At 68.6% G+C, this 23,824-nt stretch carries 28 protein-coding genes; 6 read left to right on the top strand and 22 right to left on the bottom strand.

Annotated features, from left to right (window positions below):
• Window positions 1-305: 305 nt before the first annotated feature.
• A complete protein-coding gene (locus NJ4_RS00590; protein WP_067428613.1) occupies window positions 306-1,970 on the top strand; it encodes an FAD-dependent oxidoreductase in 1,665 nt (554 codons plus the stop codon).
• A 4-nt stretch (window positions 1,971-1,974) separates the two neighbouring features.
• Here the strand turns inward: NJ4_RS00590 and NJ4_RS00585 are convergent, their stop codons facing one another.
• A complete protein-coding gene (locus tag NJ4_RS00585) occupies window positions 1,975-3,540 on the bottom strand; it encodes a phytoene desaturase family protein (protein ID WP_067428610.1) in 1,566 nt (521 codons plus the stop codon).
• Window positions 3,541-3,590: 50 nt separating this feature from the next.
• On the opposite strand from NJ4_RS00585, the gene NJ4_RS00580 reads away from it, so the two are divergent.
• Entirely contained in the window at window positions 3,591-4,538 is a 948-nt protein-coding gene (locus NJ4_RS00580; protein ID WP_067428619.1) for a pirin family protein, read from the top strand.
• On the opposite strand, the gene NJ4_RS00575 is transcribed toward NJ4_RS00580, so the two are convergent.
• Complete coding sequence (locus tag NJ4_RS00575; protein WP_067428607.1) at window positions 4,529-5,437, bottom strand: LysR family transcriptional regulator; 909 nt, start codon at window positions 5,435-5,437, stop codon at window positions 4,529-4,531. The genes NJ4_RS00580 and NJ4_RS00575 overlap by 10 nt on opposite strands.
• Window positions 5,438-5,567: 130 nt before the next feature.
• On the opposite strand from NJ4_RS00575, the gene NJ4_RS00570 reads away from it, so the two are divergent.
• Window positions 5,568-6,416 carry an LLM class flavin-dependent oxidoreductase gene (locus NJ4_RS00570; protein ID WP_217996704.1) on the top strand — a complete coding sequence of 283 codons (849 nt, stop codon included), beginning with the start codon at window positions 5,568-5,570 and terminating at the stop codon, window positions 6,414-6,416.
• Window position 6,417: 1 nt separating this feature from the next.
• Window positions 6,418-7,188: a class I SAM-dependent methyltransferase gene (locus tag NJ4_RS00565; RefSeq protein WP_067428604.1), complete on the top strand. Its 771-nt coding sequence runs from the start codon at window positions 6,418-6,420 to the stop codon at window positions 7,186-7,188.
• 54 nt (window positions 7,189-7,242) lie between these two features.
• Here NJ4_RS00565 and NJ4_RS00560 read toward each other — a convergent pair whose 3' ends face one another.
• From NJ4_RS00560 to NJ4_RS00545, 4 genes are all read right to left on the bottom strand, one after another.
• Window positions 7,243-8,658 (bottom strand): HNH endonuclease, encoded by a 1,416-nt coding sequence (locus NJ4_RS00560; RefSeq protein ID WP_067428600.1) that lies wholly within the window; start codon window positions 8,656-8,658, stop codon window positions 7,243-7,245.
• A gap of 118 nt (window positions 8,659-8,776) precedes the next feature.
• Complete coding sequence (locus NJ4_RS26280; protein ID WP_067428597.1) at window positions 8,777-9,013, bottom strand: hypothetical protein; 237 nt, start codon at window positions 9,011-9,013, stop codon at window positions 8,777-8,779.
• 24 nt (window positions 9,014-9,037) lie between these two features.
• Window positions 9,038-9,505 carry a nucleotidyltransferase domain-containing protein gene (locus NJ4_RS26275; protein WP_067428593.1) on the bottom strand — a complete coding sequence of 156 codons (468 nt, stop codon included), beginning with the start codon at window positions 9,503-9,505 and terminating at the stop codon, window positions 9,038-9,040.
• Window positions 9,506-9,804: 299 nt separating this feature from the next.
• Entirely contained in the window at window positions 9,805-10,038 is a 234-nt protein-coding gene (locus NJ4_RS00545; RefSeq protein ID WP_067428588.1) for a hypothetical protein, read from the bottom strand.
• A gap of 63 nt (window positions 10,039-10,101) precedes the next feature.
• Here NJ4_RS00545 and NJ4_RS00540 point away from each other — a divergent pair, with 63 nt between their 5' ends.
• Window positions 10,102-10,572 (top strand): hypothetical protein, encoded by a 471-nt coding sequence (locus NJ4_RS00540; protein WP_067428586.1) that lies wholly within the window; start codon window positions 10,102-10,104, stop codon window positions 10,570-10,572.
• A 108-nt stretch (window positions 10,573-10,680) separates the two neighbouring features.
• Here the strand turns inward: NJ4_RS00540 and NJ4_RS00535 are convergent, their stop codons facing one another.
• Window positions 10,681-10,866 (bottom strand): hypothetical protein, encoded by a 186-nt coding sequence (locus NJ4_RS00535; protein WP_067428584.1) that lies wholly within the window; start codon window positions 10,864-10,866, stop codon window positions 10,681-10,683.
• Window positions 10,867-10,937: 71 nt separating this feature from the next.
• Between NJ4_RS00535 and NJ4_RS00530 the strand changes: the two genes are divergently transcribed.
• Window positions 10,938-11,501, top strand: a complete 564-nt coding sequence (locus tag NJ4_RS00530; RefSeq protein ID WP_157550522.1) for a hypothetical protein — start codon at window positions 10,938-10,940, stop codon at window positions 11,499-11,501.
• Here NJ4_RS00530 and NJ4_RS00525 read toward each other — a convergent pair.
• The 15 genes from NJ4_RS00525 to NJ4_RS00455 all read right to left on the bottom strand — a co-directional run bounded on the left by NJ4_RS00525 (window position 11,498) and on the right by NJ4_RS00455 (window position 23,822).
• Window positions 11,498-11,788 (bottom strand): hypothetical protein, encoded by a 291-nt coding sequence (locus NJ4_RS00525; protein WP_067428579.1) that lies wholly within the window; start codon window positions 11,786-11,788, stop codon window positions 11,498-11,500. The genes NJ4_RS00530 and NJ4_RS00525 overlap by 4 nt on opposite strands.
• A 75-nt stretch (window positions 11,789-11,863) precedes the next feature.
• A complete protein-coding gene (locus NJ4_RS00520; protein ID WP_067428576.1) occupies window positions 11,864-12,916 on the bottom strand; it encodes a hypothetical protein in 1,053 nt (350 codons plus the stop codon).
• The gene (locus tag NJ4_RS00515) at window positions 12,909-13,214 is read right to left on the bottom strand and encodes an LtfC-like domain-containing protein (protein WP_157550520.1); all 306 of its coding nucleotides are present in this window, start codon (window positions 13,212-13,214) and stop codon (window positions 12,909-12,911) included. The genes NJ4_RS00520 and NJ4_RS00515 overlap by 8 nt, the downstream gene beginning before the upstream one ends.
• Window positions 13,215-13,329: 115 nt before the next feature.
• Entirely contained in the window at window positions 13,330-13,530 is a 201-nt protein-coding gene (locus NJ4_RS00510; RefSeq protein ID WP_067428571.1) for a hypothetical protein, read from the bottom strand.
• Between the two features lie 2 nt (window positions 13,531-13,532).
• Entirely contained in the window at window positions 13,533-14,318 is a 786-nt protein-coding gene (locus NJ4_RS00505; RefSeq protein ID WP_067428568.1) for a peptidoglycan recognition protein family protein, read from the bottom strand.
• Complete coding sequence (locus NJ4_RS00500) at window positions 14,315-14,659, bottom strand: DUF6527 family protein (protein ID WP_067428565.1); 345 nt, start codon at window positions 14,657-14,659, stop codon at window positions 14,315-14,317. The genes NJ4_RS00505 and NJ4_RS00500 overlap by 4 nt, the downstream gene beginning before the upstream one ends.
• On the bottom strand, window positions 14,656-15,309 hold the full coding sequence (locus NJ4_RS00495) for an endonuclease/exonuclease/phosphatase family protein (RefSeq protein WP_067428562.1): 654 nt from the start codon (window positions 15,307-15,309) through the stop codon (window positions 14,656-14,658). Before NJ4_RS00495 ends, NJ4_RS00500 begins: the two co-directional genes overlap by 4 nt.
• Window positions 15,310-15,397: 88 nt before the next feature.
• On the bottom strand, window positions 15,398-16,069 hold the full coding sequence (locus NJ4_RS26210; protein ID WP_067428559.1) for a collagen-like domain-containing protein: 672 nt from the start codon (window positions 16,067-16,069) through the stop codon (window positions 15,398-15,400).
• Entirely contained in the window at window positions 16,066-16,386 is a 321-nt protein-coding gene (locus NJ4_RS00485; protein ID WP_067428556.1) for a hypothetical protein, read from the bottom strand. Before NJ4_RS00485 ends, NJ4_RS26210 begins: the two co-directional genes overlap by 4 nt.
• Window positions 16,386-17,213 (bottom strand): hypothetical protein, encoded by an 828-nt coding sequence (locus tag NJ4_RS00480; protein ID WP_067428553.1) that lies wholly within the window; start codon window positions 17,211-17,213, stop codon window positions 16,386-16,388. The genes NJ4_RS00485 and NJ4_RS00480 overlap by 1 nt, the downstream gene beginning before the upstream one ends.
• Before the next feature lies 1 nt (window position 17,214).
• The gene (locus NJ4_RS00475) at window positions 17,215-20,280 is read right to left on the bottom strand and encodes a peptidoglycan-binding protein (RefSeq protein WP_157550518.1); all 3,066 of its coding nucleotides are present in this window, start codon (window positions 20,278-20,280) and stop codon (window positions 17,215-17,217) included.
• An 11-nt stretch (window positions 20,281-20,291) separates the two neighbouring features.
• On the bottom strand, window positions 20,292-20,702 hold the full coding sequence (locus NJ4_RS00470; protein ID WP_067428550.1) for a hypothetical protein: 411 nt from the start codon (window positions 20,700-20,702) through the stop codon (window positions 20,292-20,294).
• 3 nt (window positions 20,703-20,705) lie between these two features.
• Complete coding sequence (locus NJ4_RS00465) at window positions 20,706-21,113, bottom strand: phage tail fiber protein (RefSeq protein ID WP_067428547.1); 408 nt, start codon at window positions 21,111-21,113, stop codon at window positions 20,706-20,708.
• A 10-nt stretch (window positions 21,114-21,123) separates the two neighbouring features.
• The gene (locus NJ4_RS00460) at window positions 21,124-21,567 is read right to left on the bottom strand and encodes a hypothetical protein (protein WP_067428544.1); all 444 of its coding nucleotides are present in this window, start codon (window positions 21,565-21,567) and stop codon (window positions 21,124-21,126) included.
• Window positions 21,564-23,822 carry a phage tail tape measure protein gene (locus NJ4_RS00455; RefSeq protein ID WP_157550516.1) on the bottom strand — a complete coding sequence of 753 codons (2,259 nt, stop codon included), beginning with the start codon at window positions 23,820-23,822 and terminating at the stop codon, window positions 21,564-21,566. Before NJ4_RS00455 ends, NJ4_RS00460 begins: the two co-directional genes overlap by 4 nt.
• Window positions 23,823-23,824: the final 2 nt, after the last annotated feature.

The raw sequence follows: 23,824 nt of genomic DNA, 5'->3' as shown, positions 1-23,824 counted from the left end.
GGGGCCGCCACGACGGGAGCCACGCTGAGGCTCGGCTGCCTCGGGCAGCTCGAGCAGTCGGCGGAGCACGGCGTTGGGGGTGTCCACGAACGGCTTGGCCTGTTCCTGGAGCTTCTCGTAGACCTCGTGGTCAATTCGAATGGTGGGAGTCATCAGCTTCGTACCTTTCTCGCGTCTGACTGGTGGGGTGCCCGGCGGATCCGCCGGCACGCGGGGCAGGACCGGGAGTTCGTCACCGTTTCGTCTTGCTGAAACAGTGTGACAGACAAAAAGATAAAAGACAACTGTGACGCTAGGCTCATCGCGTGAACGACGTCTCCCGCCCGGTGATCCTGCTCGTCTCCGAGACCCGGGGCGCCTTCCTGCGCGACGAGTTCGGCCGCTACGCCCGCGACTACGACCTGCGCACGGCGACGACGGTGGCCGAGGCCGAGCGCATCGCGAAGGAGGTCGCCGGAGCCGGGGGACTGGTGGCCCTGTTCGTGACGGAGTCGACGTTGCCCGACGCCGGCGTCTTCGAGGCGTTCGGTCGCCTGCGGGCCGTCGTACCCACCGCGCGCCGGCTGGTCACCGCGCACTGGGAGCGCTTCCGGGTCGACGCCGACGCGCTGCGCCACGGCCTGGCGAACGGCAAGTTCGACGCCTACCTGCTGATGCCGCGTGGTGCCCGCGACGAGGAGTTCCACACCGCGATCACCGAGATGCTCTCCGACTGGGGATCCACGGTGGCCGCCCCCGAGGTCGACGTCGTGCGCATCGTGACGCCGTACGTCGACTCGCTGGTGCTGGCCCTGCGCGACTTCCTCGACCGAATGGGACTGCCCAACCGCACCTATGCGCCCGACGACGACGCGGTCGCCGAGATCGTCGCCGACGTCGTCGATCCCGCCTACCCACTGGTGACCGCGTTCGACCGCGCCCCGGTCGCGGTGCGATCGGTGCACGACCTCGCGATCACCGTCTATGGCCAACCGGGCGACATCGACGTCGACACGGTGGTCGACCTGGCCGTCGTGGGTGGCGGCCCGGCCGGCCTCGCCACCGCGGTGTACGGCGCCTCCGAGGGCCTCTCGACCGTCGTGCTCGAAGCCGAGGCCATCGGCGGCCAGGCCGGGACCAGCTCGATGATCCGCAACTACCTCGGCTTCCCGCGGGGCATCTCGGGGATGCGCCTGGCCCAACGCGCGCGCAGCCAGGCGATCCGCTTCGGCACCCGCTTCTTCACCGGATGGCCGGTGACCGGACTCGAGCCGGGACGCGCCGGCGCGCCGCACCTGCTCCACACCGACGGCGGCGACCTGCGGGCCCGGGCGGTCGTCATCGCCTCGGGCGTCACCTACAGAAAGCTCCGGGTCGAGACGCTCGAGGCTCTCACCGGCTCCGGTGTCTTCTACGGTGCGGCGATGACCGCCGCTCGCGAGATGGCCGACCAGGACGTGTACGTCGTGGGCGGTGGCAACTCTGCCGGTCAGGCCGCCGTGCACCTGTCCCGCTTCGCGCGATCGGTGACGATCCTGGTCCGCCGGGCGGGGTTGGCCGAGACCATGTCCGACTACCTGGTCCGCGAGATCGAGTACAACCCGCGGATCATCGTCGAGGCGGCCTCCGAGGTGGTCGACGGCGGCGGGGAGGGGCGCCTCGAATGGCTCGGCATCCATCGGATCACCACCGGCCAGGTCGAGCGCCGCGCTGCGGGCGGGTTGTTCCTGCTGCTCGGGGCCGAGCCTCGCTGCGACTGGCTGCCCGAGGTGATCGACCGCGACGAGGACGGCTATGTGTGCACCGGCCGCGACACCGCGCGCCGATCCTGGGTCGACGGTCTGCCGCCGCCGGGCCTGGCCACCACTGTGCCCGGCGTCTTCGCGGTCGGTGACATCCGAGCGGGTTCGATGAAGCGGGTCGCCTCGGCCAGCGGTGAGGGCGCGTCCGTCGTACCCCTCGTGCATGCGTGGCTCGCGGAATACGACTGATCGGTCAGCGTGAGGCCAGCACCGCCTGTGCCGCGTTGTGCCCGCCGAGCCCGGAGACCGCGCCGCCACGGCGCGCCCCGGAACCGCAGAGCAGCAGGTTCTCGATGTCGGTGGCCACACCCCACTGCTGGGCCGGCTTCTCGAGCATCGCCCGGTTCGTGGCCCACGGCCACTCGAGGTCGCCGTGGAAGATGTGACCGCCGGGCATCGCCAGATCGGCCTCGATGTCCTGGGGCACCTTCGCCTCGATGCACGGCAGGCCGTGGGCATCGGTGGCCAGGCACTCCTCGATCGGCGTGACCAGGTGCTGGTTGAGGGAGGCCAGTGCCCGGGCGACCGCGAGTTCCTTGTTCCTCGGGTCCTCGAAGAGTCGCGCCGGGGTGTGCAGGCCGAAGTAGGTCAGCGTGTGTCCCTCGAACGTGCCGAGGATCGACCGGTCGCTCAACGAGTGGCAGTAGACCTCGCCCGGCATCTCGGTGGGCACCCGGCCGGCGGCAGCCTCGGCGTACGACCGCTGCAGCTGCGAGTAGTCCTCGCTCAGGTGCAGGGTGCCGGCGAAGGCGACCTCGGGGTCGGCGCCGGACCTGAGCTCGGGCAGTCGATCGAGCAGGAAGTTGATCTTGAGCTGGGCGCCCTCGGGTTTGGTGTCGGGCTCCGGCTCCTCGCCGAGCAGGATGCGCAGCACCCAGGGCGCCACGTTGGCGAGCACGTGGTCGGCGGTGACGGTGTGGTGCCGGGTGTCGTCGTGCCAGGTGACCTCAGCGGTCGAGCCGTCGCTGCGGATGGAGCTCACTCCGGCTCCGGTGAGCACCTCGGCGCCACCGCCGACGGCGGCCCGGAGCAGGGCGTCGGTGACGGCACCCATTCCGCCGACGGGCACTCGCCATTCGCCGTCACCATTGCCGATCAGGTGGTAGAGGAAGCAGCGGTTCTGGATCAAGGACGGGTCGTGGAGGTCGGCGAAGGTGCCGATCAGCCCGTCGGTGGCGACCACTCCGCGGACCGTGTCGTCGGTGAAGCGTCGCTCGACCGAGGCTCCGAGCGGCTCCTTGGTGAACTCGCGCCAGAGGTCGGCGTCGACCCGGCCGGCGAGCTCGGACTCCTTCATCAGCGGCTTCAGCAGCGTCGGAGAGACCGCGTCGGCCAGGGTCCCGACGTCGGCGTAGAAGCGCTGCCACGCGTCGTACTCGTCGTTCGAACCGGTCAGCTTCTTGAACGACTTGCGGGTCGCCCTGCCCTCCGGCCGCTCCGCGAGCAGGCCGCCGGCGCGCCCGTCGCGCAGCCACGGTGTGTACGACGCGGTCGTGCGCGACCGAAGGTCGAGGGAGAGCCCGAGGTCGGAGACCAGCTCCTGCGGCATCAGCGAGACCAGGTAGGAGTAGCGCGACAACCGTGCGTCGTGGCCCGCGAAGGCCACCTTGGAGACGGCCGCCCCGCCGGTGGCCGGAAGTCGCTCCAGCACCAGCGTCGATAGACCGGCGCGGGCCAGGTAGGCCGCGGCGGTGAGTCCGTTGTGGCCGCCACCGACGATGACCACGTCGTACGACGACCTGCTGCTGGCTGAAGTCATGGCCCGAACCTAACCCAGCCATGCTCGTCGAACGGGACTACCGTGGAGACATGCCCGCCGTCACTGTCGATGACCTCACCGTCCTGCACCGGAGCAAGGGTCCGGGTCTGGGCGATCAGCCGCGCCCGGTCATCTCCGTGACCACCGCGCCCCAGGGCTACGAGGGCGAGGGATTCCCGGTCCGGCGCGCGTTCGCCGGCATCGACATGCGCCAGCTCGACCCGTTCATCATGATGGACCAGATGGGCGAGGTGGACTACGCGCCGGGGGAGCCGAAGGGCACGTCGTGGCACCCGCACCGTGGCTTCGAGACGGTCACCTACATCATCGACGGGCAGTTCGACCACCAGGACAGTCACGGTGGTGGCGGCACGATCACCAACGGTGACACGCAGTGGATGACCGCCGGCGGGGGCATCCTGCACATCGAGGCACCACCCGAGTGGCTGGTGGTCAAGGGTGGACTGTTCCACGGCATCCAGCTCTGGGTGAACCTGCCGCAGGACGCGAAGCGGGTCGCGCCGAAGTACCAGGACCTCCGGGCGGGCACGGTCGCCCTGACCACGTCCCAGGACGCCGGCGCTCTGGTGCGGATCATCGCCGGCGAGGTCGACGGTCACGGTGGTCCGGGTGCGACGCACACCCCGATGACGCTGGTGCACGCCACGATCGAGCCCGGCGCCCGGCTCGACCTGCCCTGGCCGGTGGAGTTCAACGCGCTCGTCTACGTGCTCTCGGGTCGGGGGAGCGTCGGCACCGACGCGCATCCCGTCCAGATGGGCCAGGCAGCGGTCCTCGGGGCCGGCGACTACGTCACGGTCCAGGGTGCGTCCCGCCAGGAGAGTCGTACGCCGGCACTCGACGTGATCGTCGTCGGCGGCCAGCCGATCCGCGAGGCGATGGCGTGGGCGGGGCCGTTCGTGATGAACACCCGGGCCGAGGTCGTGCAGGCCTACGAGGACTACCAGAAGGGCCGGTTCGGCCACCCTCAGTCGTGAGGCACTTCGCCGTTGGCGATCTCGGCGGCGACTTCGACGGCGATCTCGATCGCCCGCGCCGCGAGTGGGGACAGGGTGCGTTCGGCCGGCCAGTGCAGATAGATCTCGCGTGGTGGCAGGGCCGGTCGTAACTCGTGGATGCGGAGACGCCTGTCGGACTGGACGCCGGCACCCCGGATCGCGAGCCACGGCAGCACCGTCGATCCGAGGCCGGCGCGCACCATCGAGAGAAGGGTGTCGTTGATCGCGCTGCGAAACACGATGCGCGGACGGGCGCCCGTCCCCGCGATTGCCTGCTCCATCAACGGCTGGTCACAGGTCAGCGGCCACGCCACCATCGGCGCACCGTCGAGTTGGCCCAACCGGACCGGTCCGTCGGGGAAGGCCTCGGGGTCGGCCACCAGGTAGTAGGGATCATCGAGCAGTTTGGCGCGATCCACGTCGGTCTCGATCCGGCCGTCGTAGAACAGCAGGTCGAGATCGCCGATCCGGGGAGCGTCAGGCTCCCCCTCGGACAACCTGATGTCGCAGTCGGGGTGCTCGTCCCGGAGCCGGCGTACGACGCTCGGCAGGATCACGTTGGACACGCTCTGAAAGGTGCCGATGTCGATCCGGCCGTCGCCCGCCTTGAACCGGTCGACCGCGTCGACCAGCCGCTCGGCCCTGGCCAGCAGTTCACGGCCTTCTTCGAGGACCACGGCGCCCAGCGGCGTGATGCGCACCGGCCTTGGTCCACCCGGCCGATCGAACACCGCGCCGCCGACGGTTCGCTCCAATGCGGCGATCTGCTGGCTCACTGTCGACTGGGTGTAGCCGAGCAGAGCGGCCGCCCGGCCGAAGGAGCCCTCGTCGGCGACGGCGGCCATCGCAGCGAGGTGACGCAGCTCGATGTCGGACACGCGTCCACGGTAGCAACGACATCGCTACTGGCGATTGACTTGATCGAAGACAATCGCTTTTCACGATGGCGGCCGGCGGGCTAGCGTCACAGGACCAGCCAGTCCACGAAGCAGTCCGAAAGGGGTCGACATGACCGCGATGACCACTCACGGCGAGAGTCGGCTGCGTTCGGCACTCTGGCTGCCGCTGTTCGACGAGCTCGCCGACCCGAGGGTCGTGGCCAGGTTGGCCGCCGACGCGGAGGAAGCCGGATGGGACGGCTGCTTCGTGTGGGACCAGCTGTGCTGGCGTGCGCCGGTTCGAGCGGTCGCCGACCCGTGGATCACCGTGGCGGCGATGGCCACGGCCACGCAACGCTTGCGGATCGGTCCGATGGTGACACCGCTTCCCCGTCGCCGGCCGGCCAAGGTCGCTCGCGAGACCGCGACTTTGGATCGTCTCAGCGACGGTCGGCTCATCCTCGGGGTCGGCATCGGCGGCGACGGGTTCGGCGCCGAGCTGTCCAAGACCGGTGAGCAGCTCGATGATCGGCAGCGTGGTCGGATGCTCGACGAGTCCCTCGCAGTCCTCGCCACCGCTTGGTCCGGTGAGCCGGTGCACCACCGCGGTGAGCACTACACCGTCGACGACATCGAGTTCCTGCCGCGACCGGTGCAACGGCCCGGGGTGCCGGTGTGGGCCGCCGGCTTCCCCGGCAACGCCAAGCCGATCCGCAGGGCCGCCCGACTCGACGGCTTCTTCCCGGCCAATCTCAAGCACCCCGACCAGCTGGCCGAGGTGGTTGCCACCATCACCGACCTCCGATCGGGCGAGACCAGACCGTACGACGTCGCCATCGGGCTGCCCCTCGACGCCGACCCGTCGCCGTACGCCGCCGCTGGTGCGACCTGGTGGCTGCCGGAGTTCGACCCGGGCGTGCCGCTGGACACGGTGCGTGGCGTACTCCGCGACGGGCCCGCGAGTCCGGGCGGTGAATGAGATGTTCGACTACGACGCTGAGCTGAGCCGCTACAACGTGCGGTTGCGAGAAGCCGCCGCCGTCCGGGCCGATGACCGGGTGCTCGACATCGGCTGCGGCAGCGGGCAGACCACGCGACAGGCCGCAAGGTCGGCGACAGCGGGCAGCGCGCTCGGGGTCGACCTGTCACTCCCGATGGTGGACCGTGCCCGACGGGTGGCAGAGGAGAAAGGCGTGTCCAATGTCAGCTTCGAGGTGACCGATGCTCAAGAGCACCCGTTCCCGCCGGGCGACTTCACCTTGGGGATCAGCCGCTTCGGCACGATGTTCTTCAGCGACCCGGTTGCGGCATTCACCAACATCGCGCGTGCCCTGCGGCCACAAGCACGTCTGGTGCAGCTGGCGTGGCAGGCCCACGACCGCCAGGAATGGGTCAGTGCGATCCGGCAGGCCCTGGCCGGACCGGACAAACAGATCACGCCGGCCGGGCTGGGCCATGCCGCGTTCTCGCTGGCGGACCCGGCGGTCGTGGCGGGCGTGCTGGCCGCTGCCGGATTCACGGGCGTCGAGATCACGGATCTGCGCGAGCCCGTCTACTACGGCGCGGACGCCGCCCGCGCCCTCGACGCCCTGGCGGAGCTGCGGATGGTTGACGACCTGATCGTCGACCTGGACGACAACGAGCAGGCGCGCGCGATGGAACGACTGCTGGTCATGCTCGACGCCCATGACGCCGGCGACGGCGTGTGGTTCGACTCCCGTGCCTGGCTGGTCACCGCGATCCGAGCGTGACCACCGCCGTTCGCCCAGCCAGGACCCGACGACGCCTGCTCCTGCGAGGAACCATCAGGCGGCGGCGTCGTCGATGAGCTCGTACTCCGAGAGGAAGTCAGTGGGGTCCTGGAGGTTGGCGGCGACCAGTTGCCAGTCTGGTGGGTCGGTCCAGCCGGGTAGGGGTGGTGCGGTGGAGGTGTAGGTGTGCCCGGTGGGTGTGGTGGTGGTGACCTGATGTCGCCGGTGGGGTGGGTGGTGGCCGGTGGCTGTCCAGTAGGGGGCTTGTTTGGCGTAGTTGCAGGCTTCGCAGACGCCTTGGAGGTTCTCTTCGACTGTGTGGCCGCGGTGGGCGATGCCGGTGGCGTGGTCGATGTGTCTGATGGGGGCGTCGCAGTAGCGGGTGCGGCAGGTGCCGCCGTCGCGGAGCCGGATCAGGTGGGCCAGGCCGTGGGGGACGATCCGGGCCCGGGAGTCCATTGCGGTGAGTCCGCCGTGGGGGCTGGTGTAGATCGTGCGCAGCCAGGTCTGCAGCCCGGTTGCGGCGCCGGTGTCGAGGGCGGTCGCTGCGAGGTGGCGGGCCAGGTCAGCGGGGATGGTGCCGTGGCCGTCGAGGTGGGCGGGGTCGTTGCCGTGGCCGAGGAGGGTCTGGTCGCAGACGACCAGGTTGATCGCGACCGGGACGTGGTCGGCTTGGGTGTGTCCGGTGACGCGGGTGACCAGGGTGTCGGCCATGATCTGGGCCCGGGAGCGTTCGTCACCGGCCGCGATCAGGGTGTCGGCGGTCTTCTTCAACGCGGCGTAGACGCTGACGCCTTGGGCGACGGGTAGGTGCCCGGACAGGTAGGTCATCGTGTCGGGGGCGGGGCGGATGGTGACCCGGCGGTCCTTCTCGGCCTTCGCTCGGCGTTGGGCCACCGAGGCGGGGTCGAGCTTGGCGGCCAGTGTGCGGGCCCGGTCCCCGATCTGCTTCTCAGACAGTTGCGCGACCTGGGTGAGGTCGCCGGCGACGTGCTGGTCCACGCGGGCCCGGTCGGAGAGGTCGAGGCAGGCGGTCTCGCGGGCGATCAGGGTGGCGGCCCATTCGGTGATGTGTCCGGCCCGGAACGCGGCCCGGGTGTGCGGCAGCTCGGTGCGCAGGATCTTGGCCAGGCCGAGGTGTTGGCGCCCGCGGTGGGGGGACTCGCGGCGGGCCAGGGCGAGCTGTTCGGCGATGCCGCGGCCTTGGCGGCGTTTCCCGACGCCGGTGGCGGCTGCCTTGGCGCGCATGGACTCGTCGAAGTCGACGCAGAGTTCGGCCTGGGCCGCGGCGGCGGCGTGCTTGAGTTTCTCGAGTTCCCCGATCACGTCGATGCGGGTGGTGTCGTCGTTGACGGCGCGGGAGATCTCGATCAGGGCTTCTGCCCATCCGGTGACGGTGGAGGCGTCCAGGGGCAGCTCAGGGCCGGGAGCGGGGTGCTCCGGGGTGAGGCCCTCCGATGCTTCGAACATGTGTTCGAGCTTATCGGGAATCGTCAACCAGGGCAAGGGATTCCGACGATCTGTGGAGACCAATGTCGACGACAGCGCCGTTGTCGTCGGCGTCGGCGAGTCGCGGTTCCTCACGTGCTCAGAAGCGCTGCCGACGGGCCATCCGGGTGGTCGTTCGCGCATCGCGCCAGGCGATCCAAGCGGTTCGTGCCCGTGGCGAGGCGATCGCGTGACCGTGCCTCCGTGCGCGCAGCTGGTCGACCAACCATGCCGGAGCCCGCGCCTCCTCGACCGCCGCGCTCTTGGTGAGGAGTTGTCCGGTGCGCAGTGCGTGACGACCGCGCGCCATCGAGGTCAGGCCGAGGTCCGCGATCATCGGGTCCAGCCACAGGTGCGGTCGTCATACGGCCCAGGCCCAGTAGCCGCAGAGCTCGGCCCGGGCCGCGGCGCGGATCTCGTCGTCCGACATCGGTGGCAGCAGGTCCGCGGGGGAACGGCCGATGACTTGGAACCCGTGACGCACCAGTTCCGCACGCGTGATGCCGGACAGGATGCGTCGGGTGAGCGCGCCGTGCGTCCAGGTCGGATGGAGCGCGTCGGCGTCGAGCAGGTTGCGCTCATCCACGTAGACGCAGCCGAGGTCGGCGCCTGCGGCCGCTGCGTGGTCGAGCTCCGCGTGCATCGCGACGAGCTGTGCGGTCCTCGTCTCGTCGACCGGTCCCGCAACCACGGCGACCAGATCCAGATCGCTGACCCCGGGAAGGTGGTCGCCGGTGGCCAGGGATCCGGCGACCAGGAGGTCGCTGAGCCAGGGGAGAGACCCGAGCCGGTCCGCGAGCTCTGTGACGGCAAGCGGTAGCGGCTCCACGCAGCGAGGGTAGTCGAAATGCACGAAGGCCCCGTCCGTGTGGACAGGGCCTTCGAATCGGGGTGAGTAACGGGACTTGAATCCGTTAGTCTGTGAGTCGGGATTTGTATCAGTGCAGGTCAGAGCATGTTTTGCTGTGTGGTCATGTGTCTTCGTACGCGCTCGAATTCGGGGTTATGTGCAAATATGCACATTGGTTTTGGGGTGCAGACGTCGGGCAGCCAGGGATCGAGCAGGGCCCGATCAGCAGGTCCGCCCAGTAGTGAGCGACGCCCAGGTCTTCGAGCTCGTCCATAGGTTCATGGTGCACCTGTTCGGCCGCGGCTGTAGTCGTTCTCCACAGGCCGCACCCGGGCGGCCGGCACGGCATCCAGCCTCGTCTCGGTGTTCCGTGTCCAGGAGACGTTCGCCGACCAGGACCCGTCGTCGTCCTGCGTCCACATGCGGACCTCACCGAACCACCACCCGCCGTCGACGAGCACCTCACACTCAGGCCGGTCGGGGATGGGGTAGACGATCTGCTGACGGGGCACCCGAAAAGAGTAGGCCCAGTCATTCTGCTGCGGGGAAGGGTGGACAAGATGCATCCTGTTGCGATGAAGCTCGCCACTCTCGCTCTCTGCCTCCTGCTCGCCCTAACCTCGTGCGGAGGCTCGGCCGATGGTGACGGCGGATCGAAGGGTGCGAACACCGCTACGCCGGCGGCGACCGCCGAATCCACCCCAGAGCCCCAGTTCGAGAAGGACGCTGCGTACGGCACCGTCCAGGAGTTGCATGATGCGGCGGTCGAGGCCGGCTACGTCTGTGCCAACTGGAAGCCGGAGCATAACGTCACGCTGGCCGCCGAGTCTGGCACGTGCTCGGATGAGGACGTGTTCAGCACCTTCGCGTCGCAGGGGGATCTGCAGTCTCAACTCGATCTGCACCGCGAAATGAACGAGCTGCTAGCGGACGCGGATATCGACCCGTCCCCGATGCTCGTGGGGTCCAACTGGATCATCAACGGAGACAACGCGCCCGCGCTGCAGTCGATGCTCGGTGGGACCGTGGAACGGTTCGCGCCATGAGGGCATAGGCCGGTGGCACGAACGAAACCGCCCCACCCTGCCGGAGCAGAGTGGGGCGGCGAAGTGCCGGATGCGGGGACAGCCAGGCGGCGTCAGTATGCCAGAGGGTCAGGCGCCCTGTCCGTCGATCGCAGCAGTCAGGTCAGCCCTGTCACCACCGGACTCCACGAACTGGGTGGCCAGCTGCGTGATGGTCGACGGAATCTGAGCCAGCCGGGATCTCCGTTCCAGCTCGTTGAGCACGTCGAGGCGGTGCTGCTCCAGGTCTTCGTCAGTGAGGGCCTGCAGATCCATGGTGTCTCCTTCGTCGGGTTGGGTGAGGGTCCTTAGGTGGGGTCGCCGATAACGCACTAACTGTGCTGCCCGTGGGCGCTGACGGCCGCGTGCCCATGGCCGACGCATCGCAGGCCGGCGGCATCCGCTGGTCTACCACCGGCCGGCTTGAAGGGACAGGGTCCCCGGGGGCTGGCAGCAACGCCACCCTCACCGACGCTGCCCCGGTCGGGACGGAGTACGTCGACACAGCCGGCACCAACGGCGCGTGGAAGTGGATCAAAACCTCGGCAGGTCCCGGAATCTCGAAATGGGCCGTCACCGTCGGCGACACCGGGTGGCGCGACATAACCGCACTTCTCGGTGCTGACTTCACGGGGTTCGTGCTGGTGCGGCGGAACACCAACTTGGTAGATCTACGAATCACCCAACTCAGGCGGAGCGCTGGCACCAGCACGACACCAATTACAACCCTTCCCACCGCATTCCAATCGTCCAGCGTTCCTGTCTATGGCCGGACGTACTGGAACTTCCAGTGCTACGTCGCGGCAGCGACGATCGCCGTGACGGCCTACACAGGAGGCGGCGATTACTGGGCGGTCTGTTTCTCGACGGGGAATGCCTGGCCCACCTCGCTGCCGGGAAATGCGGCCTAGCCGGAGACCCCCGGGAGCGCGGCGGGCCACGGCTCAGTCACGGGACTGGTTGCCGTCGCGCGCACCAGCGACACCTTCGCCACGGATGCCGTGGCCCACCGCAGGTAGCCGCCGGAGTGTGCCTCGACCGGCAGGTATTGACCGGCGGAACCTGTCGCGTTGAAGGGGTAATAGCCCGTCCCGGACGTGCTGTAGACGCCTCGGAATCCCGTCGGGATGTCGATGATCCGGTCAGCCGTGGCGGCAGTTCCGTCGAGGCCGAGCTGCCAGTACGCCGAGTTGCCCATCCGTCGTACGACGCACACCCCAGTGCCGCCAGAGTTCTTCGCCCAGCCATTGCTGAGAAGTGCGGTTACGTCAGGTCACGCAGCCGTGCCTGGGAGGGACGCCGGCCAGGCATCCGCCGTGGGCCACTGCTTGTCGAGCAGGAGTAGGGAAGTGTCAGCGGCGCTAAGCGGAGAGACCACCAGGTACCTATCGGCGGACACGAATCCATCCCGGAGGGTGCCTACATTCCGGAAGGTGATGCGCGCATTCTTTGGGCGGAAGCCGGTAGGGAAGTCGTAGATGGAGGCCGCCGTGGCGCCGCCGGCGGTCAGGAAGAACCCTAGATGCGTCGCGCTCCCGATGCGTCGAACCTGGGCAAACCCGGCACTGGTGAGTGCCCAGCCGTTGGTGAGGTCCGAGCTCACGTTGCGCCAACCAGTGTCGCCGGACTCGACCTCCCACCCTGTGTTTCCGGTGCCTGCGATCTTCCGCCACGTTCTCGCGCCGTTGTAGCCGCCGCTCTCGCTGTTCACGAACGCCGAGCCGACGGGTGCAGCGACCACACCGTTCGGGCTGCCCGTCCCCTCGAAGAAGGCCGTGGTGGCGAACCGCCACCCGCTGGTCTGGGCCGAGTCTGGCAGCAGTGCCCGCCCGTTCGCGCCGACCGGGAGAACAGTTAGTGCGTTATCGGCTGTGCCGACGAGCAGGTCACCCTTGGCGTTGACGATCGTCTTCGGGATGTTCGACCCGGCCTGGTCGACGTCGAGCGTCGTGCGGCCTGCGGCTGCGTTGGCGAGCGTCAGGATCGATCGCCCGAACGGCGTGGTCGTTAGGGCGGCGATCGCGGACAGGTCGGAGTCGACGGGCTGGGACGCGGCCTGTCCTGCAGCTGCCGCACCGAGTGGGTCGAACGTGCCCGCGAGCTCTGCCTCCGAGAGGCGGGCCGGGAGGTTGCCGTCCGGAACCACCTCGGTGTTGGAGAGCGCGCCGGCCTGGGCGGCGGTGACCTGGTGCGGGTTGTCGTGGTCGGCCTCGTGCGCAGCCAGGTCCCCAGCCACACCAGCGGCTGCTTCGTTGGGGCGGGCTACGTAGAACTTCACGTTCGGGTTCTTGATCTTGAACCTCGACCCGTTGGCGATCTCAACCATGACGACGCACCTTCCCTGCAGCCCACACCTGGTCGGTGGAGCCGTTGACGTAGACGAGCCGGACACCGGTGCCGTCGGGGACGGTGTCGGCCGCGGCCTTGTCGACCTGCCAGACCGCCTCCGGGCCGGTGATGGTGGCCGCCCAGCTGGTGGGGGACTCGGTGGTGAACACCAAGGACAGGGTCGACCCGGCAGGGAAGTCCTGGTCGAGCTCGCCGGTGCACGTGAAGTCCGCGCCGGTGGTGAGGTTGAGGTCGACGTACTCGGGGTCGATGCCCATGGAGAAACTGCAACTCATCGGGGCTGCTCCTTCGGGTAGAACGGCGACTCGCCAACGGCGAGATGAGCGAGCACGAAACCGAGCGGGTACGCCAGGGCACCGACGATGACGCCGGCCGCGAACCTGGTCACGGCTACTCGGCCCTGTGCTCGCCGGCGACCGGGGTGACCTGGCCGCGGATGTAGAACTGGGTCGCGGCCTGCAGCCCGGCGACGACGAGAGCGGCGACACCGAACGCGACGGCGCCGATGACGTCGGCCAGCGCGGTTCCGGCGACGACGACCTGCAGGAACACCAGCACACTGGACCAGATGAGCAGGGGTTCGTTCTTCATGGTCACTTCTCTTTCCCGGCCGAGGCCTCGATCTGCTTGAGCCGGCGGGCGAGGGTGAACGTGGTCCCGCCGTCGGGGTCCTCGATGCGGGCGTTGCCGATGGAGGGTGCGCCCTTCTCGTCGCGGAACAGGCGCTCGAGCTCGGCGCGTACGGCGGTGGGCAGCTCCTCGCGGATGATCGCCCGCAGTTCCTTCTCTGTGGCCATGTCGAACCAGGTCCTTCCGTTGTTGGTGATGGCGATCTTGATGTCGTCGCGGAACTCGTCCATGTCCAGCAGGCCGGGGTCCCACTTCCCGGTCAGGCTGGTCTCCTTGTGCGCCCTGTTGGCCACGGCTGTCCAGCCGTAGTGCTGGCTGGTGACGGCAGCGCCGTCGACCATCGCGGCAAGCTGCGGACGACCCCAGCCCTGCGAGCCAGAGTTCATGCACTCCCAGCCGATGTAGAGCCCATTGCCGTTGCCCGCCGGGACAGGGCCGGACGCCTTGGCGTCGCCCGCGTGGTAGGCCCGCCCAGCGGCGCAGACGTAGTAGACGCCCTCGGCGCTGATCGAGACGTTGCACAGTGGTCCCGCGAGATCGGAGCGGCCCTCGAAGGCCAACCACTTCGCGTACGACAGGTCGTCTGGTGCGTCCGCCAACGCGTCGTACGACCCGGTGTGGTGCCACAGGTTCCCTTGCGGATCGAAGGTGCCCGGGTGTCCGTTGCTCTTCCAACCGGGGAGCTCGATCACCGGGTGGCCAGTGGTGCGCAGGACTTCGGCGAGGTCGGTGAGATAGCGGTAGGTCATGCGTCGCTCCTTGTGTCGTCTGGCCAGGCAGGCAGGTCGACGGTCTGGCCAGCGAGCTCGTGGGTGCAGTCGCCGAGGAACTGGATCCGGCCGACGGTCACGAAGGAGTGGCACACCGTGTCATCTCCCGGCTGGACGTCCGGGTGAGCGGGCTTGTAGTACTCCGGGTACTCGCCCTTGGGCCACTGGTTGCCGCGGATGAGGATGGAGGGCGAGAACGTCGGACGTTCGAGGTCGCCGTTCCAGGTCCACGTGCCGACAGTGATGCCGTGGACTTCCTCGCAGCCGGGGCACCAGAAGTGCACGCGGTCAGGGTGGGCTGGCTTCGCTCGCGCGGTCACGCCGCCTCCTTGCGTGGGTGGATGGTGATGTCGATGGGGCGGTGGTCGGACGCCGCGTTGGAGGGCAGGACCTTGACGGTGGTGTGCCGGTTGGTGAAGGCCCAGTCGATGACCCGGCCACCGTGCGTCCCACGGACCCGGGACCAGGGGATCCGCTTGCCGTTGCTGTTGACCGGGGCAGCGGCGGTGAGGCGGAGCTGCCGGGCGATCAGGTCGCGGAAGTGCTTGTTCCGCAGGTTCACGTTCCAGTCGCCGACGACGACGATCTCCGCGTGCGGGCACTTCTCTCGCAGCTCCGCGACGAGGCGGCCGAGCTGGGCCAGTGCGTCGGTCCATGCGTTCGTGTCGACGGTGTTCGTGCCACGCAGGAGCGGGCCCTCGACACGGGCGGGCATGTGGACACCGACGACGACCCTGGTCCGGTCACTGCCGCGGAGCCGGTAGACCGTGACGGCGGCCCAGCATTCCTTCTTCCCACCGAGGTACCGCTTCGAGGAGAGGCGTACGGCGTACCCGGCGAGCCGCTTCCATGGGGTGCGGTGGTGCTCGACGGTCACGTCACCGCGGGCGCGGGGGCCCGGCTTGCGGAACACCCCCCAGGCCTTGGTGCGGAACTGGGTGCCGGTGGTTGCTTCGGTGCGGGTGATCATCTTCGACCGCTTGCGTTGGGCGAGGGTGATCCTCCGGCGGACTCTGCGGGACCTGCTGTACCTGCCGGATGCGTGGAGCACGGGCGCTTCAGCCCTGACCGGGTGGCAGGCTCGCGGGGGTGCGGCAGTCGAGGGCGACCGTCCCATCGGAGGCGATGGTGAACCCTGCGACGTACTGGCCATCAGGGCACGCGTAGCCGCCGGGGGTGGCGGTGCCGGGCTTCCCGTCCGCACCGGCGGGGCCTTGTGGTCCTTGGGGTCCGGTGTCGCCGGTGGCGCCCTTCTCTCCGGCCGGGCCGGGTGGGCCCTGGGGACCGACGACAGTGTCGCCGTCTTGCCCGTTCGCACCAGCTGGCCCGACGACGGTGTCACCGTCCTGGCCGGTCTTGCCCTTGACGCCGGTGAACCCACGAGGGCCACGGCACGATGCGAGGCCGAGCTCCTCGACACAGGACTGGCCACGCTGCCCGATGAGTGGGGCCGGGTCGGGTGCGTCGACGTCGGGTTCGGCCACCGGCTGCTTCCCAGCGGAGCGTAGGCGCCGGTTCGCTTCCTGCAACGCAGCCTGCTGCTCGGTCAGGGACACCCGCAGGTCTGCCCGGTCAGCGCGGCCGGCGTCGGCTCGCTCCTCGAGGGAGTCGTAGTTGCGGGACAGGGAGGCGAACCCGACGGCGCCGACCACGAGGGTCGCGACGAAGAGCACCACCGCCAGCCCCCACGCGACGTGCACCGTTCGTTCTGATGTCTTGAACTGCTTCACTTCAACACCACCATGAGTACCAATGCGAGGATCGTGAGAACCCACCCGATGGCAGCGACTGCCAGGGTGAGAGACGACGTGCGCCGCCATGACTGATCGCCCTCGCGTGACTTCTGGAGGGTGTCGACGTCGGCCTCGACCGCGGCCATCCGTCGACCGTCGCCCTTGCGTGCCTCGACCCACTCGCCGCGGGGGACGTAGGTGCGGCCGATCTCGGCGCGGAGTTCTTTGATCTCGGCCGTCATCGCCTGCTGGGTGCCGGTGATCGCCTGAAGGGCCCGCAGCATCTCCCCGGACGTGAAGTCCTCTTCGGCCATCAGGGGTGTCCTCCCACGAGACGGTTACGGGGCACGCCACCGACGAGGCGGCGGGCAGAGGAGTGGCCGCGGCCGTCGGTGCGGGGGTACTGGCGGACCGGGGGGATCTCGGTGGGGTCGGCACCGAGCTGCACGTTGTCGATTCGGTTGCTGATCCACAGGCGCCACGGGAACCCGATCGATTCCCGGAGCCCACCCTGTCCGGCTTGAGCGCCCCACATGATGGGGTAGTTGTCCACGATCGCCGGAGCCGCCGGCACGTCCGGGAAGGTCGCAAGAACGGCCCCGGTATCGAGGTTCCGATAGGTGACATCGGAAATGGTGGTGCCGTCGAACGTTGAGCTGAACGAGAGCCAGTGCCCGAACACCTCGGTGCCAGCGACCCAGTGAAAGAACTGTCCGGTCTCGTCGATGACCGAGTGGTACAGACCTGGGGGGATGGTGCCTTGTGCGGGGATACTTGTTCCGGCCGGGTCGCCGACCATGTAGGGGCCGCTGAATGCTTGGGCTGCGAGTGGCGGTTCGCTTGCCACGACAGCGCACCAGCCGCCGAGCGCCAGGCCTGCGACGCTGTTCACCGGGTAACTGGACACGTCGACGAAGGTGGGCTTGAAGGCGAAACTTCCGGGGCCCCAGCCGGCGAAGCCGGCGAACCCATTTACCTCGGTGAGGTCGGCGTACCCCTCCATGCCGGTCGTGCCGGCGTAGCCGTCACCGAAGAAGCACCCCGGGGTGACGAACGTCAGGTTCGTGTTCTCTGTGGTGATCGACTGACCGATGATGCCGGAGTTGAAGTCTTCCCGGAGCGTCGCGGTCACGAGGGCCACGTCAGGACCCTTCCTCGGACTGGGGCCACATGACCCGGCCGCCCTTGACGACTGCGTCCTGGTTGGGCCAGATCGCGACGTACAGGACGGGTTCGCGGAAGGTGGCGTACCCGAACCCGCCGTCGTCCTCCCACCTACCGGTGACCTGCTCGACGACGTCACCGTCGCCGGTGGCTTTCGCGCCGGGGAAGTAGCCGCACGGTTGTTCGTCGTCGCCGGCGACGTAGAGCAGCACCCGGTCCCGGTCGAGCTTGCGGCGTACGGACTCCTTGACCCACCGCTTCTTCCCCTCCTTCGTGAGGGGTGCGGGGACAGCGGCCTGCAGGTACTTGCGTCCGACACGGCGCCCGAAGATCGCGACGACGTACTCCGTCCACTCCCCGAGGTCGAGGGCCAACCTCGCGATCGTCCCGGCCTGCCCGGCGACGACGGGGAAGACGTTCCACTCTCCACCGTCGAGCTTGATGGGGTCGGTGACTCCACCCATGTCGGCGTCGTAGGTGACCAGGGCGTCCTTGTCGACGGTGGAGGAGCGGTGCTGGGCCATGAACAGGCGGGCGGGGTTGTTGCGGGAGTCCCGGTTCCGCTGGATGACCTCCCAGGCCTGCATGGCGTCACGGGCCTGGGTGTCGACGACGGCGGTGACGATGCCTTCGGAGGAGACGGTGATCCCGGAGACGTGCACGGTGATCCCACCCCCGAACAGGGGGAGGCGGAGGTTCATGCCGGGGCGGATGTTCCTCGACCTGAGCATGGACGTGACGGGGTCGCCGGGGGTGTGGTTCCCGGCGGGGATGGCGCCGGTGTTGAAGACGATGGTCCCGACCCAGTTGTCACCCGTGGCGAGCTGTCCCTTCGCCCATGCACGGATCTGAGACTTGGTGAACCCGTTCCCCATCGCGACGTTGCGGTCCACCGGCAGGACCCGCTTGTTGTAGTTCGGGTTCCGTGCGATCACCGACCCCGAGCTGGTGCGCCGCCACAGCATCGTGGCGGTGCGCTGCGCGGCCGGACGGATGCCCGCGTTGCCCAGCGACCACCCGGTCGCGGACAGGTCGAACAGGGCCGCCCACGTCGCATGGTTCACGTTCCCCGTCAGCGGGAGGCCGGCGTCTTCCTGCAGGTCCTTGACCGCGTCGACGACATCGTCGTCGTACCCGCCGGGCAGGTCCCGCATGGTCAGGTAGCCCATGGTCTCCAGGCGCCAGATCAGCGCGGAGACCCCGTCACCGGTGTCGGTGTCCGAGTCGGTGGTGCCGGCCCCGAACGCTGACCCGTCGGTGTAGGGGTACGGCGCGGGGCGGGTCTTGCGGAGGCCGGGGTAGTTCGCGAACTTGATCCGCAGGCCCTGCGAGCTCACACCACTGGCGTAGATCCGGTTCGGTTCCTCAGCGATGTCACGCCGCAGGTCCCCGACCGTGTGGGCCGCGTCGAGGTAGGCCGTCCCGTGGATCGTCGTCCGGTCCTTCAACGTCATCCGGTACGAGCCGTCCTGCACCGGCATGATCGTCCACTGGTCACCGTTCCTACGGACCGCCTTGGCGCACACCTCGAGGAGGTGGTCCAGGTGCGACCCGCCACCCCACGACAGCATCTGGATCCCGGTGGTCGGGCCGAGCCGGGGCCGCATCTGCAACCCGAGTGCGCGGATGTCGTGCCACGCGACCCGGCCCAGGTCATTGGTCCACGTGACGATGGGGGTCTGCTTGTTCCGCAACGCGGCCCGGCCCGAGGCGTGGCCACCGACCTCGACGGACAACGAGTTGCCGCGGGTGTTGAACGCGACCACGATGCCGCGGTAGTCGGTGACTGCGACGACACCGGTGGTCGGGTTGACCCGCTGGATGATCACGTTCGCGCCGGGCTTCAACCAGGACAGGGCACCGACACCGGGGGTCTCGAAGCACGCCGACACCTGCGGGAGCTCGAGGGTGGCGGTCCCGTAGAGCAGGGGCTCGGTCAGCTGGTAGGCCGGGAGCGGGGTCGGGATGCCACGGAAGTACGTGACGTCCTTGCCGCCCACGATGATCCGGTCCCGGTGATCGCCTTCGACCTTCTCCGACTCAACCAGGGTCGGCATCGTGTCCTGGTCGAAGATGGGTACGTCGTACGCGATCGCACGGACCCGGTTCATCGCCTTCTTCGCGGCGGCCACCGTGACGGGTGGGTCCACCACAGCGGGGAACCACTCCGCCAGGGCCACACCCCTGCGGGTGCGACCACCGACACGGTTCGAGGTGTCACTGCTGTACGGAGCGACGAGGGACATCGACAACGTGGGCCTGGGCAAGACGGCGGCCGCGGTCACCTCGACGGGCACGAAGAAGTGCACCCTGGCGTCCATGGTCGGCACCGGCGCCACAGCAGCAGCGAGGAGCGCCGCAGGACCGGGGTCGACGAGGTCAGACTGGGAGAACTCCACGAACGCGCGCTCCCACGTCCGTGGGTCGTTGGCCAAAGTCCCCGTGTTGCCGTTGGCGAGGGTGTCCTTCAACCCGAACGGGTCGCCGTACTGGAAACCGGCAGCGAGGTCCCACGACGGGGACGACGCGTTCAAGCCCCTGTCGAGCTTGACGCCGATCTCGATCGACAAGATGTCACCCGGCGTCACCGCGACAGGAGTCAACTCACATCGCCGCGCGAAGTCCGGCGAGACGAACCCCTCGTCGAGACGCTGGATCGGGTACCCGTTCTGCTCGGGGTCGGTCTCGTCGCACGCAATCCCACGCAGCGTGGACCCGTCCGCCGACCACACCGAGACGATGACCCGCAAACGGCGATTGGAATCGGTGGTGCTGGCGCCGCTGAAACCCGTGTGCCAGATCGGCACCCGAGCACGCAACGTACCCGACACCTCCGACACCAACAGTGGAGGCGACACGAGCTGCACCAGCAGCCCCGACAGGACATCAGCCGGAGTCGTGTGCAGAACGTGCTCGGTCAGCGGAGTGCCGGACCACCTCGGCGACGTCGGGAACACCAGCCCCGATGCTTCATCCCACTCGCCGCTCGCGGCAGGTGCGACCGCCGGGGCGCCTGAGGAAGGGAGGTAGAGGCGAGTGGCCACGGTTCAGGCCCTCAAGCTGCCGGCAACGACAGTGAACCGCCGAGCACCTTGATCGTCTGCCCGGTCGCGACCACGGACGTGTTCACCAAGATGTCCGCACCCACCACACCCACCGACGCGTCCAGCACCGGGGCCTCGGCCGAGTCCAACAGTCGCGCCCACCCCGCCTGCCCGTTGCCGACCGCGGGGGCCTCCGGGGGGATGGTGACGTCGAACTCCAGCACCGCTGCAGTGGACGGCACGAACGCCGGGTCCGAGAGGGCGATCTCCACCAGCAGCGTCCCTGTCGCGGCCGCGGCGGCGTCGGCTGGCTGGGGGCCGGTGTAGATCCGCAGCAACCCTGACCCGGCTCCACCGTCCACTGCAGCGGCGACGTCGTCCAGCATCGCGTTGCGGACGGTCTCGCTCAATCGAACGGCCATCTGTCAGTCCTCCTGGGGTTCGAGCACATCGGCGTGAAACAGGGTGATCGTGATCGCCGGACCAGTGCCGGGGCCGGTGATGACCAGGTCGTCAGCGAGTGGGGCGCAGTCCCACATCACTTCGCCGGCAGCGATCAGAGCGAAGTGGGTGACGTCGTCTTCCCATTCGTCGGTCGTCGGTGGGAACTCGACGGTCTCGAGCAGCGACTTCTCGCCGTCCGCCGCGGCCGCCCAGTCAGCCTCGGTCACGGTCACGCGGGAGTACCCGCCGCCGGAGACCTCAACACCACCGTCCATCGGGTCACCGGAGAACAACGCCAGCTCGTGCTCGGCCGGCGCGTTGGGTCCACGGGTGGTGCCGTAGTCGTTGTCCAGGCTGGCGTTCATCGCAGCCACGTCACGGATCGGCATCTCGTCCTCCTCAGGGGTTCACAGGGATCACGAGAGCGCCCCGGGCCAGGTGCTTCTCTGACATGCCGTGCGTCAGCGCACCCCACTGGGGGAACGCCGGATCGCACGACCACGACTGCTCCTGGCCGTCGACGCTGATCGTGGTGGTGTAGACGAACTGCGACACCGCCGCCTCGAGTTCGGCCTTCAACTCCGCCAGGTGACCGGGGGAGTTCCCGGAGGCGTAGACGCTCAAGGGGATCGACGACGCCTCGAGTACCGCGGAGAGGAGTTTCTTCCCGGGGACCCATGGCGAGTCCGGGGCGTACCCGAGACGCCAGGAGAAGTCCGGGGTGGAGATCCCATCAGCAGGGATCCAGAACGGCGCCGTGGCCCGGCACGACGGGTCACCCGTGACGTAGAGGTCAGGCAGCGACAGCCCGGCCCGGGCGATCCACACCTCGAGGCGGCTCATGCGGGGAACCCGCCCAGAGTCGCGGCCTGCTTGCGGCGGGTCAGCTGGATCATCAGGTCGTCGTAGTTGTTCGACCGGACGGTCTCGATGTTGATCAGGGCCGCCGAACGGGGGTTCGCCTCGGGGCGCTTCGCCGGCGCGCTGCTGGGCTTGATCGTCGGTGTCGGGGCGACCGTCTTCGGTGACGGGTTCGCCAACAGATCCAAGTAGTCGTCAGCACCGAAGTGGCCCCACTGGCCGCCCTTGCCGGCGGCCCTGTTGGCCCAGTCCACGGCCTCCTTGGCCTTGTCGACGAGCAGCTGCAGCTTGTCGATCGCAGCCTGGATCGGCGCGAGGAGTCGCGCGAACACCCGACCCATGACCCTGCCCACGACCTTGGCCGCGTCCATGACCTTCCCGAGCACCGTCTTGATGATGTCCAGGGCCGGCTGGAACTTCTCCCACAGCCACGCGGCCAGCACCTTGAGCCGGTCCCAGAAGAGCTTGAACGCCGGGACCAGTACGTCGGTGACGAACTGTGCGGCCAGCTTCATCAGGTCCCAGATCATCCGGAACGCGGGCCCGTAGATCGCCCAGTAGAACGACGCGATCTTCTTCAGGACCATCCACATCGTGTCGACGACGAGCCGGAAGGTCTCGGACTTCTTGTAGGCGTAGACCAGGCCGGCTGCCAGGGCGGCGATGGCGACCACGATCAGACCGATCGGGTTGGCGGTCAGCGCGATGTTCAACGCCCACTGGGCCACCGTCAGGACAGCGACAGCAAGCGCGGCCGCGCCGATGATGCTGACGAACACCGCGACCACCGTCTGGTTGTTCCGGATGAAGTCGATGACCGAGGACACTGCGTCGCGGACCTTGGTCAGCACGTTGGCGAACTTGCCGCCCAGACCCTCACCGGCCTTGAATTCCTGCCCGAACTTCCGCAGCGCAGGGATGACCTTCTTGTTCATCCCCTCAGCCATGCGGGTGAGCAGCGGGAGGAGCACCGAACCCAGTGACGCCTTGGTGTTGGTCCACTGAGCTGAGAGTCGCTGCTGCTGCCCGGCCAGGGTGGAGGACTCCTTGGCGAACGCGCCGGTCGAGTCCTTCGACTGCTTCATGATCAGGTTGGTGGTGGCCTGGCGCTTCGCGGCGTCCTGTGTGGCCGTGGACAGCTTCTTGAACTGGGACTCTGTCTTGACGCCAGCCAGGCGCCACGCCTCGGTGTTGATGACCGACTGCCGCAGGCTGATGCCGTACCGCTCCATCGGGTTGAACTCACCCTTGAACGCAGAGCCGAGGGCCTCGACAGCTTCCGCTGTGGTGCCACCGAAGGTCGCCGCGAGGTCGCCGGCCTTCGCGATCATCCGGTCTGTTTCGGCACCGAGTTCGCGCATCGGGACACCTTGGTTCTTGAACAGCGACCCGATCAGGTTGGCGTTCTCGCGGTACTCGTTGGCCGAGAGCCCGTACTGCAGGGCCGCCTTCTTCGACGTCTTGATGACCGTGTCGGCGAACTTCTTGAACACGGTCTCGGTGGCGCCGAGGGACTGCTCCGCGTTGGAGGCTTCGGTGATGGTGCTGCCGACCAGCTCCTTGATGCTGACCGCTGCGAACAGCCCGGCGGCCAGCCCGGCGACGCGGCGCAACGATCCGCCGACTCGGCCGGTCTCACGCTGTACGCCGGAGAGCTCATCGCGGCCGGTGCGGCCCATCGCCTTGAACCGGTCCCGGAGCCGGTTCGTGGACGCGGAGACCCGATCGGTCTGGGTGGCCTGGGTGCTCTCGGCCTTCGTGAGCTCGTCTGCGCTCATCTTGGCCCGCTTCTGCGCGACCGTCAGATCGCGGACAGCGTCGCGGGTGGTGTCGGTGGCCGTGTCGTTGGCGCGCATCGCCGCGGCCACACGCTCCTCGGCGGCAGCCAGCTGGGACGCCTTCGCCTTGCCGGACTCGCGCAGGTCGAGGAGCTTCGCCTCCGCCACCCGCAGGGCGCCGGCCCGGTCCTCTTCCTTGCGTCGCGCGAGGGTGACCTTCTCGGAGGACTTCACGACGGCGGACTGGGCGGACTCCACCGACTTCTTCAGCGCCGCTGTGGACGCGGACGCCTGCTGGGCCATCGGGGCACCGAACGCCTTGCCGGCTTCCTTGCCGGTTCGGGCGGCGACCTTGGAGACGCCGGCGAACTGCTTCTTCACCTCGGGCGCCACCTGGGATGCCTCGACGACGAGCGACACGTACGCGGTGGCGAGGTTCACTCCGTTCTTCGATGCCATGA

The organism is Nocardioides jensenii JCM 1364 = NBRC 14755 (assembly GCF_001552535.1).
In the GTDB taxonomy this organism is placed as follows: Bacteria; Actinomycetota; Actinomycetes; order Propionibacteriales; family Nocardioidaceae; genus Nocardioides; species Nocardioides jensenii.
Note: the sequence above shows the minus strand (reverse complement) of the source record. Positions and strands in the feature narration are given on the sequence as shown.

Coding starts and splice junctions, on each gene's coding strand:
- NJ4_RS00585 (WP_067428610.1), bottom strand. CDS start 3,540: ATGACTTCAGCCAGCAGCAGGTCGTCGTACGACGTGGTCATCGTCGGT.
- NJ4_RS00580 (WP_067428619.1), top strand. CDS start 3,591: ATGCCCGCCGTCACTGTCGATGACCTCACCGTCCTGCACCGGAGCAAG.
- NJ4_RS00570 (WP_217996704.1), top strand. CDS start 5,568: ATGACCGCGATGACCACTCACGGCGAGAGTCGGCTGCGTTCGGCACTC.
- NJ4_RS00565 (WP_067428604.1), top strand. CDS start 6,418: ATGTTCGACTACGACGCTGAGCTGAGCCGCTACAACGTGCGGTTGCGA.
- NJ4_RS00560 (WP_067428600.1), bottom strand. CDS start 8,658: ATGTTCGAAGCATCGGAGGGCCTCACCCCGGAGCACCCCGCTCCCGGC.
- NJ4_RS26280 (WP_067428597.1), bottom strand. CDS start 9,013: ATGATCGCGGACCTCGGCCTGACCTCGATGGCGCGCGGTCGTCACGCA.
- NJ4_RS00540 (WP_067428586.1), top strand. CDS start 10,102: ATGAAGCTCGCCACTCTCGCTCTCTGCCTCCTGCTCGCCCTAACCTCG.
- NJ4_RS00535 (WP_067428584.1), bottom strand. CDS start 10,866: ATGGATCTGCAGGCCCTCACTGACGAAGACCTGGAGCAGCACCGCCTC.
- NJ4_RS00525 (WP_067428579.1), bottom strand. CDS start 11,788: ATGGGCAACTCGGCGTACTGGCAGCTCGGCCTCGACGGAACTGCCGCC.
- NJ4_RS00520 (WP_067428576.1), bottom strand. CDS start 12,916: ATGGTTGAGATCGCCAACGGGTCGAGGTTCAAGATCAAGAACCCGAAC.
- NJ4_RS00515 (WP_157550520.1), bottom strand. CDS start 13,214: ATGAGTTGCAGTTTCTCCATGGGCATCGACCCCGAGTACGTCGACCTC.
- NJ4_RS00510 (WP_067428571.1), bottom strand. CDS start 13,530: ATGAAGAACGAACCCCTGCTCATCTGGTCCAGTGTGCTGGTGTTCCTG.
- NJ4_RS00505 (WP_067428568.1), bottom strand. CDS start 14,318: ATGACCTACCGCTATCTCACCGACCTCGCCGAAGTCCTGCGCACCACT.
- NJ4_RS00495 (WP_067428562.1), bottom strand. CDS start 15,309: ATGATCACCCGCACCGAAGCAACCACCGGCACCCAGTTCCGCACCAAG.
- NJ4_RS00485 (WP_067428556.1), bottom strand. CDS start 16,386: ATGGCCGAAGAGGACTTCACGTCCGGGGAGATGCTGCGGGCCCTTCAG.
- NJ4_RS00470 (WP_067428550.1), bottom strand. CDS start 20,702: ATGGCCGTTCGATTGAGCGAGACCGTCCGCAACGCGATGCTGGACGAC.
- NJ4_RS00465 (WP_067428547.1), bottom strand. CDS start 21,113: ATGCCGATCCGTGACGTGGCTGCGATGAACGCCAGCCTGGACAACGAC.
- NJ4_RS00460 (WP_067428544.1), bottom strand. CDS start 21,567: ATGAGCCGCCTCGAGGTGTGGATCGCCCGGGCCGGGCTGTCGCTGCCT.
- NJ4_RS00455 (WP_157550516.1), bottom strand. CDS start 23,822: ATGGCATCGAAGAACGGAGTGAACCTCGCCACCGCGTACGTGTCGCTC.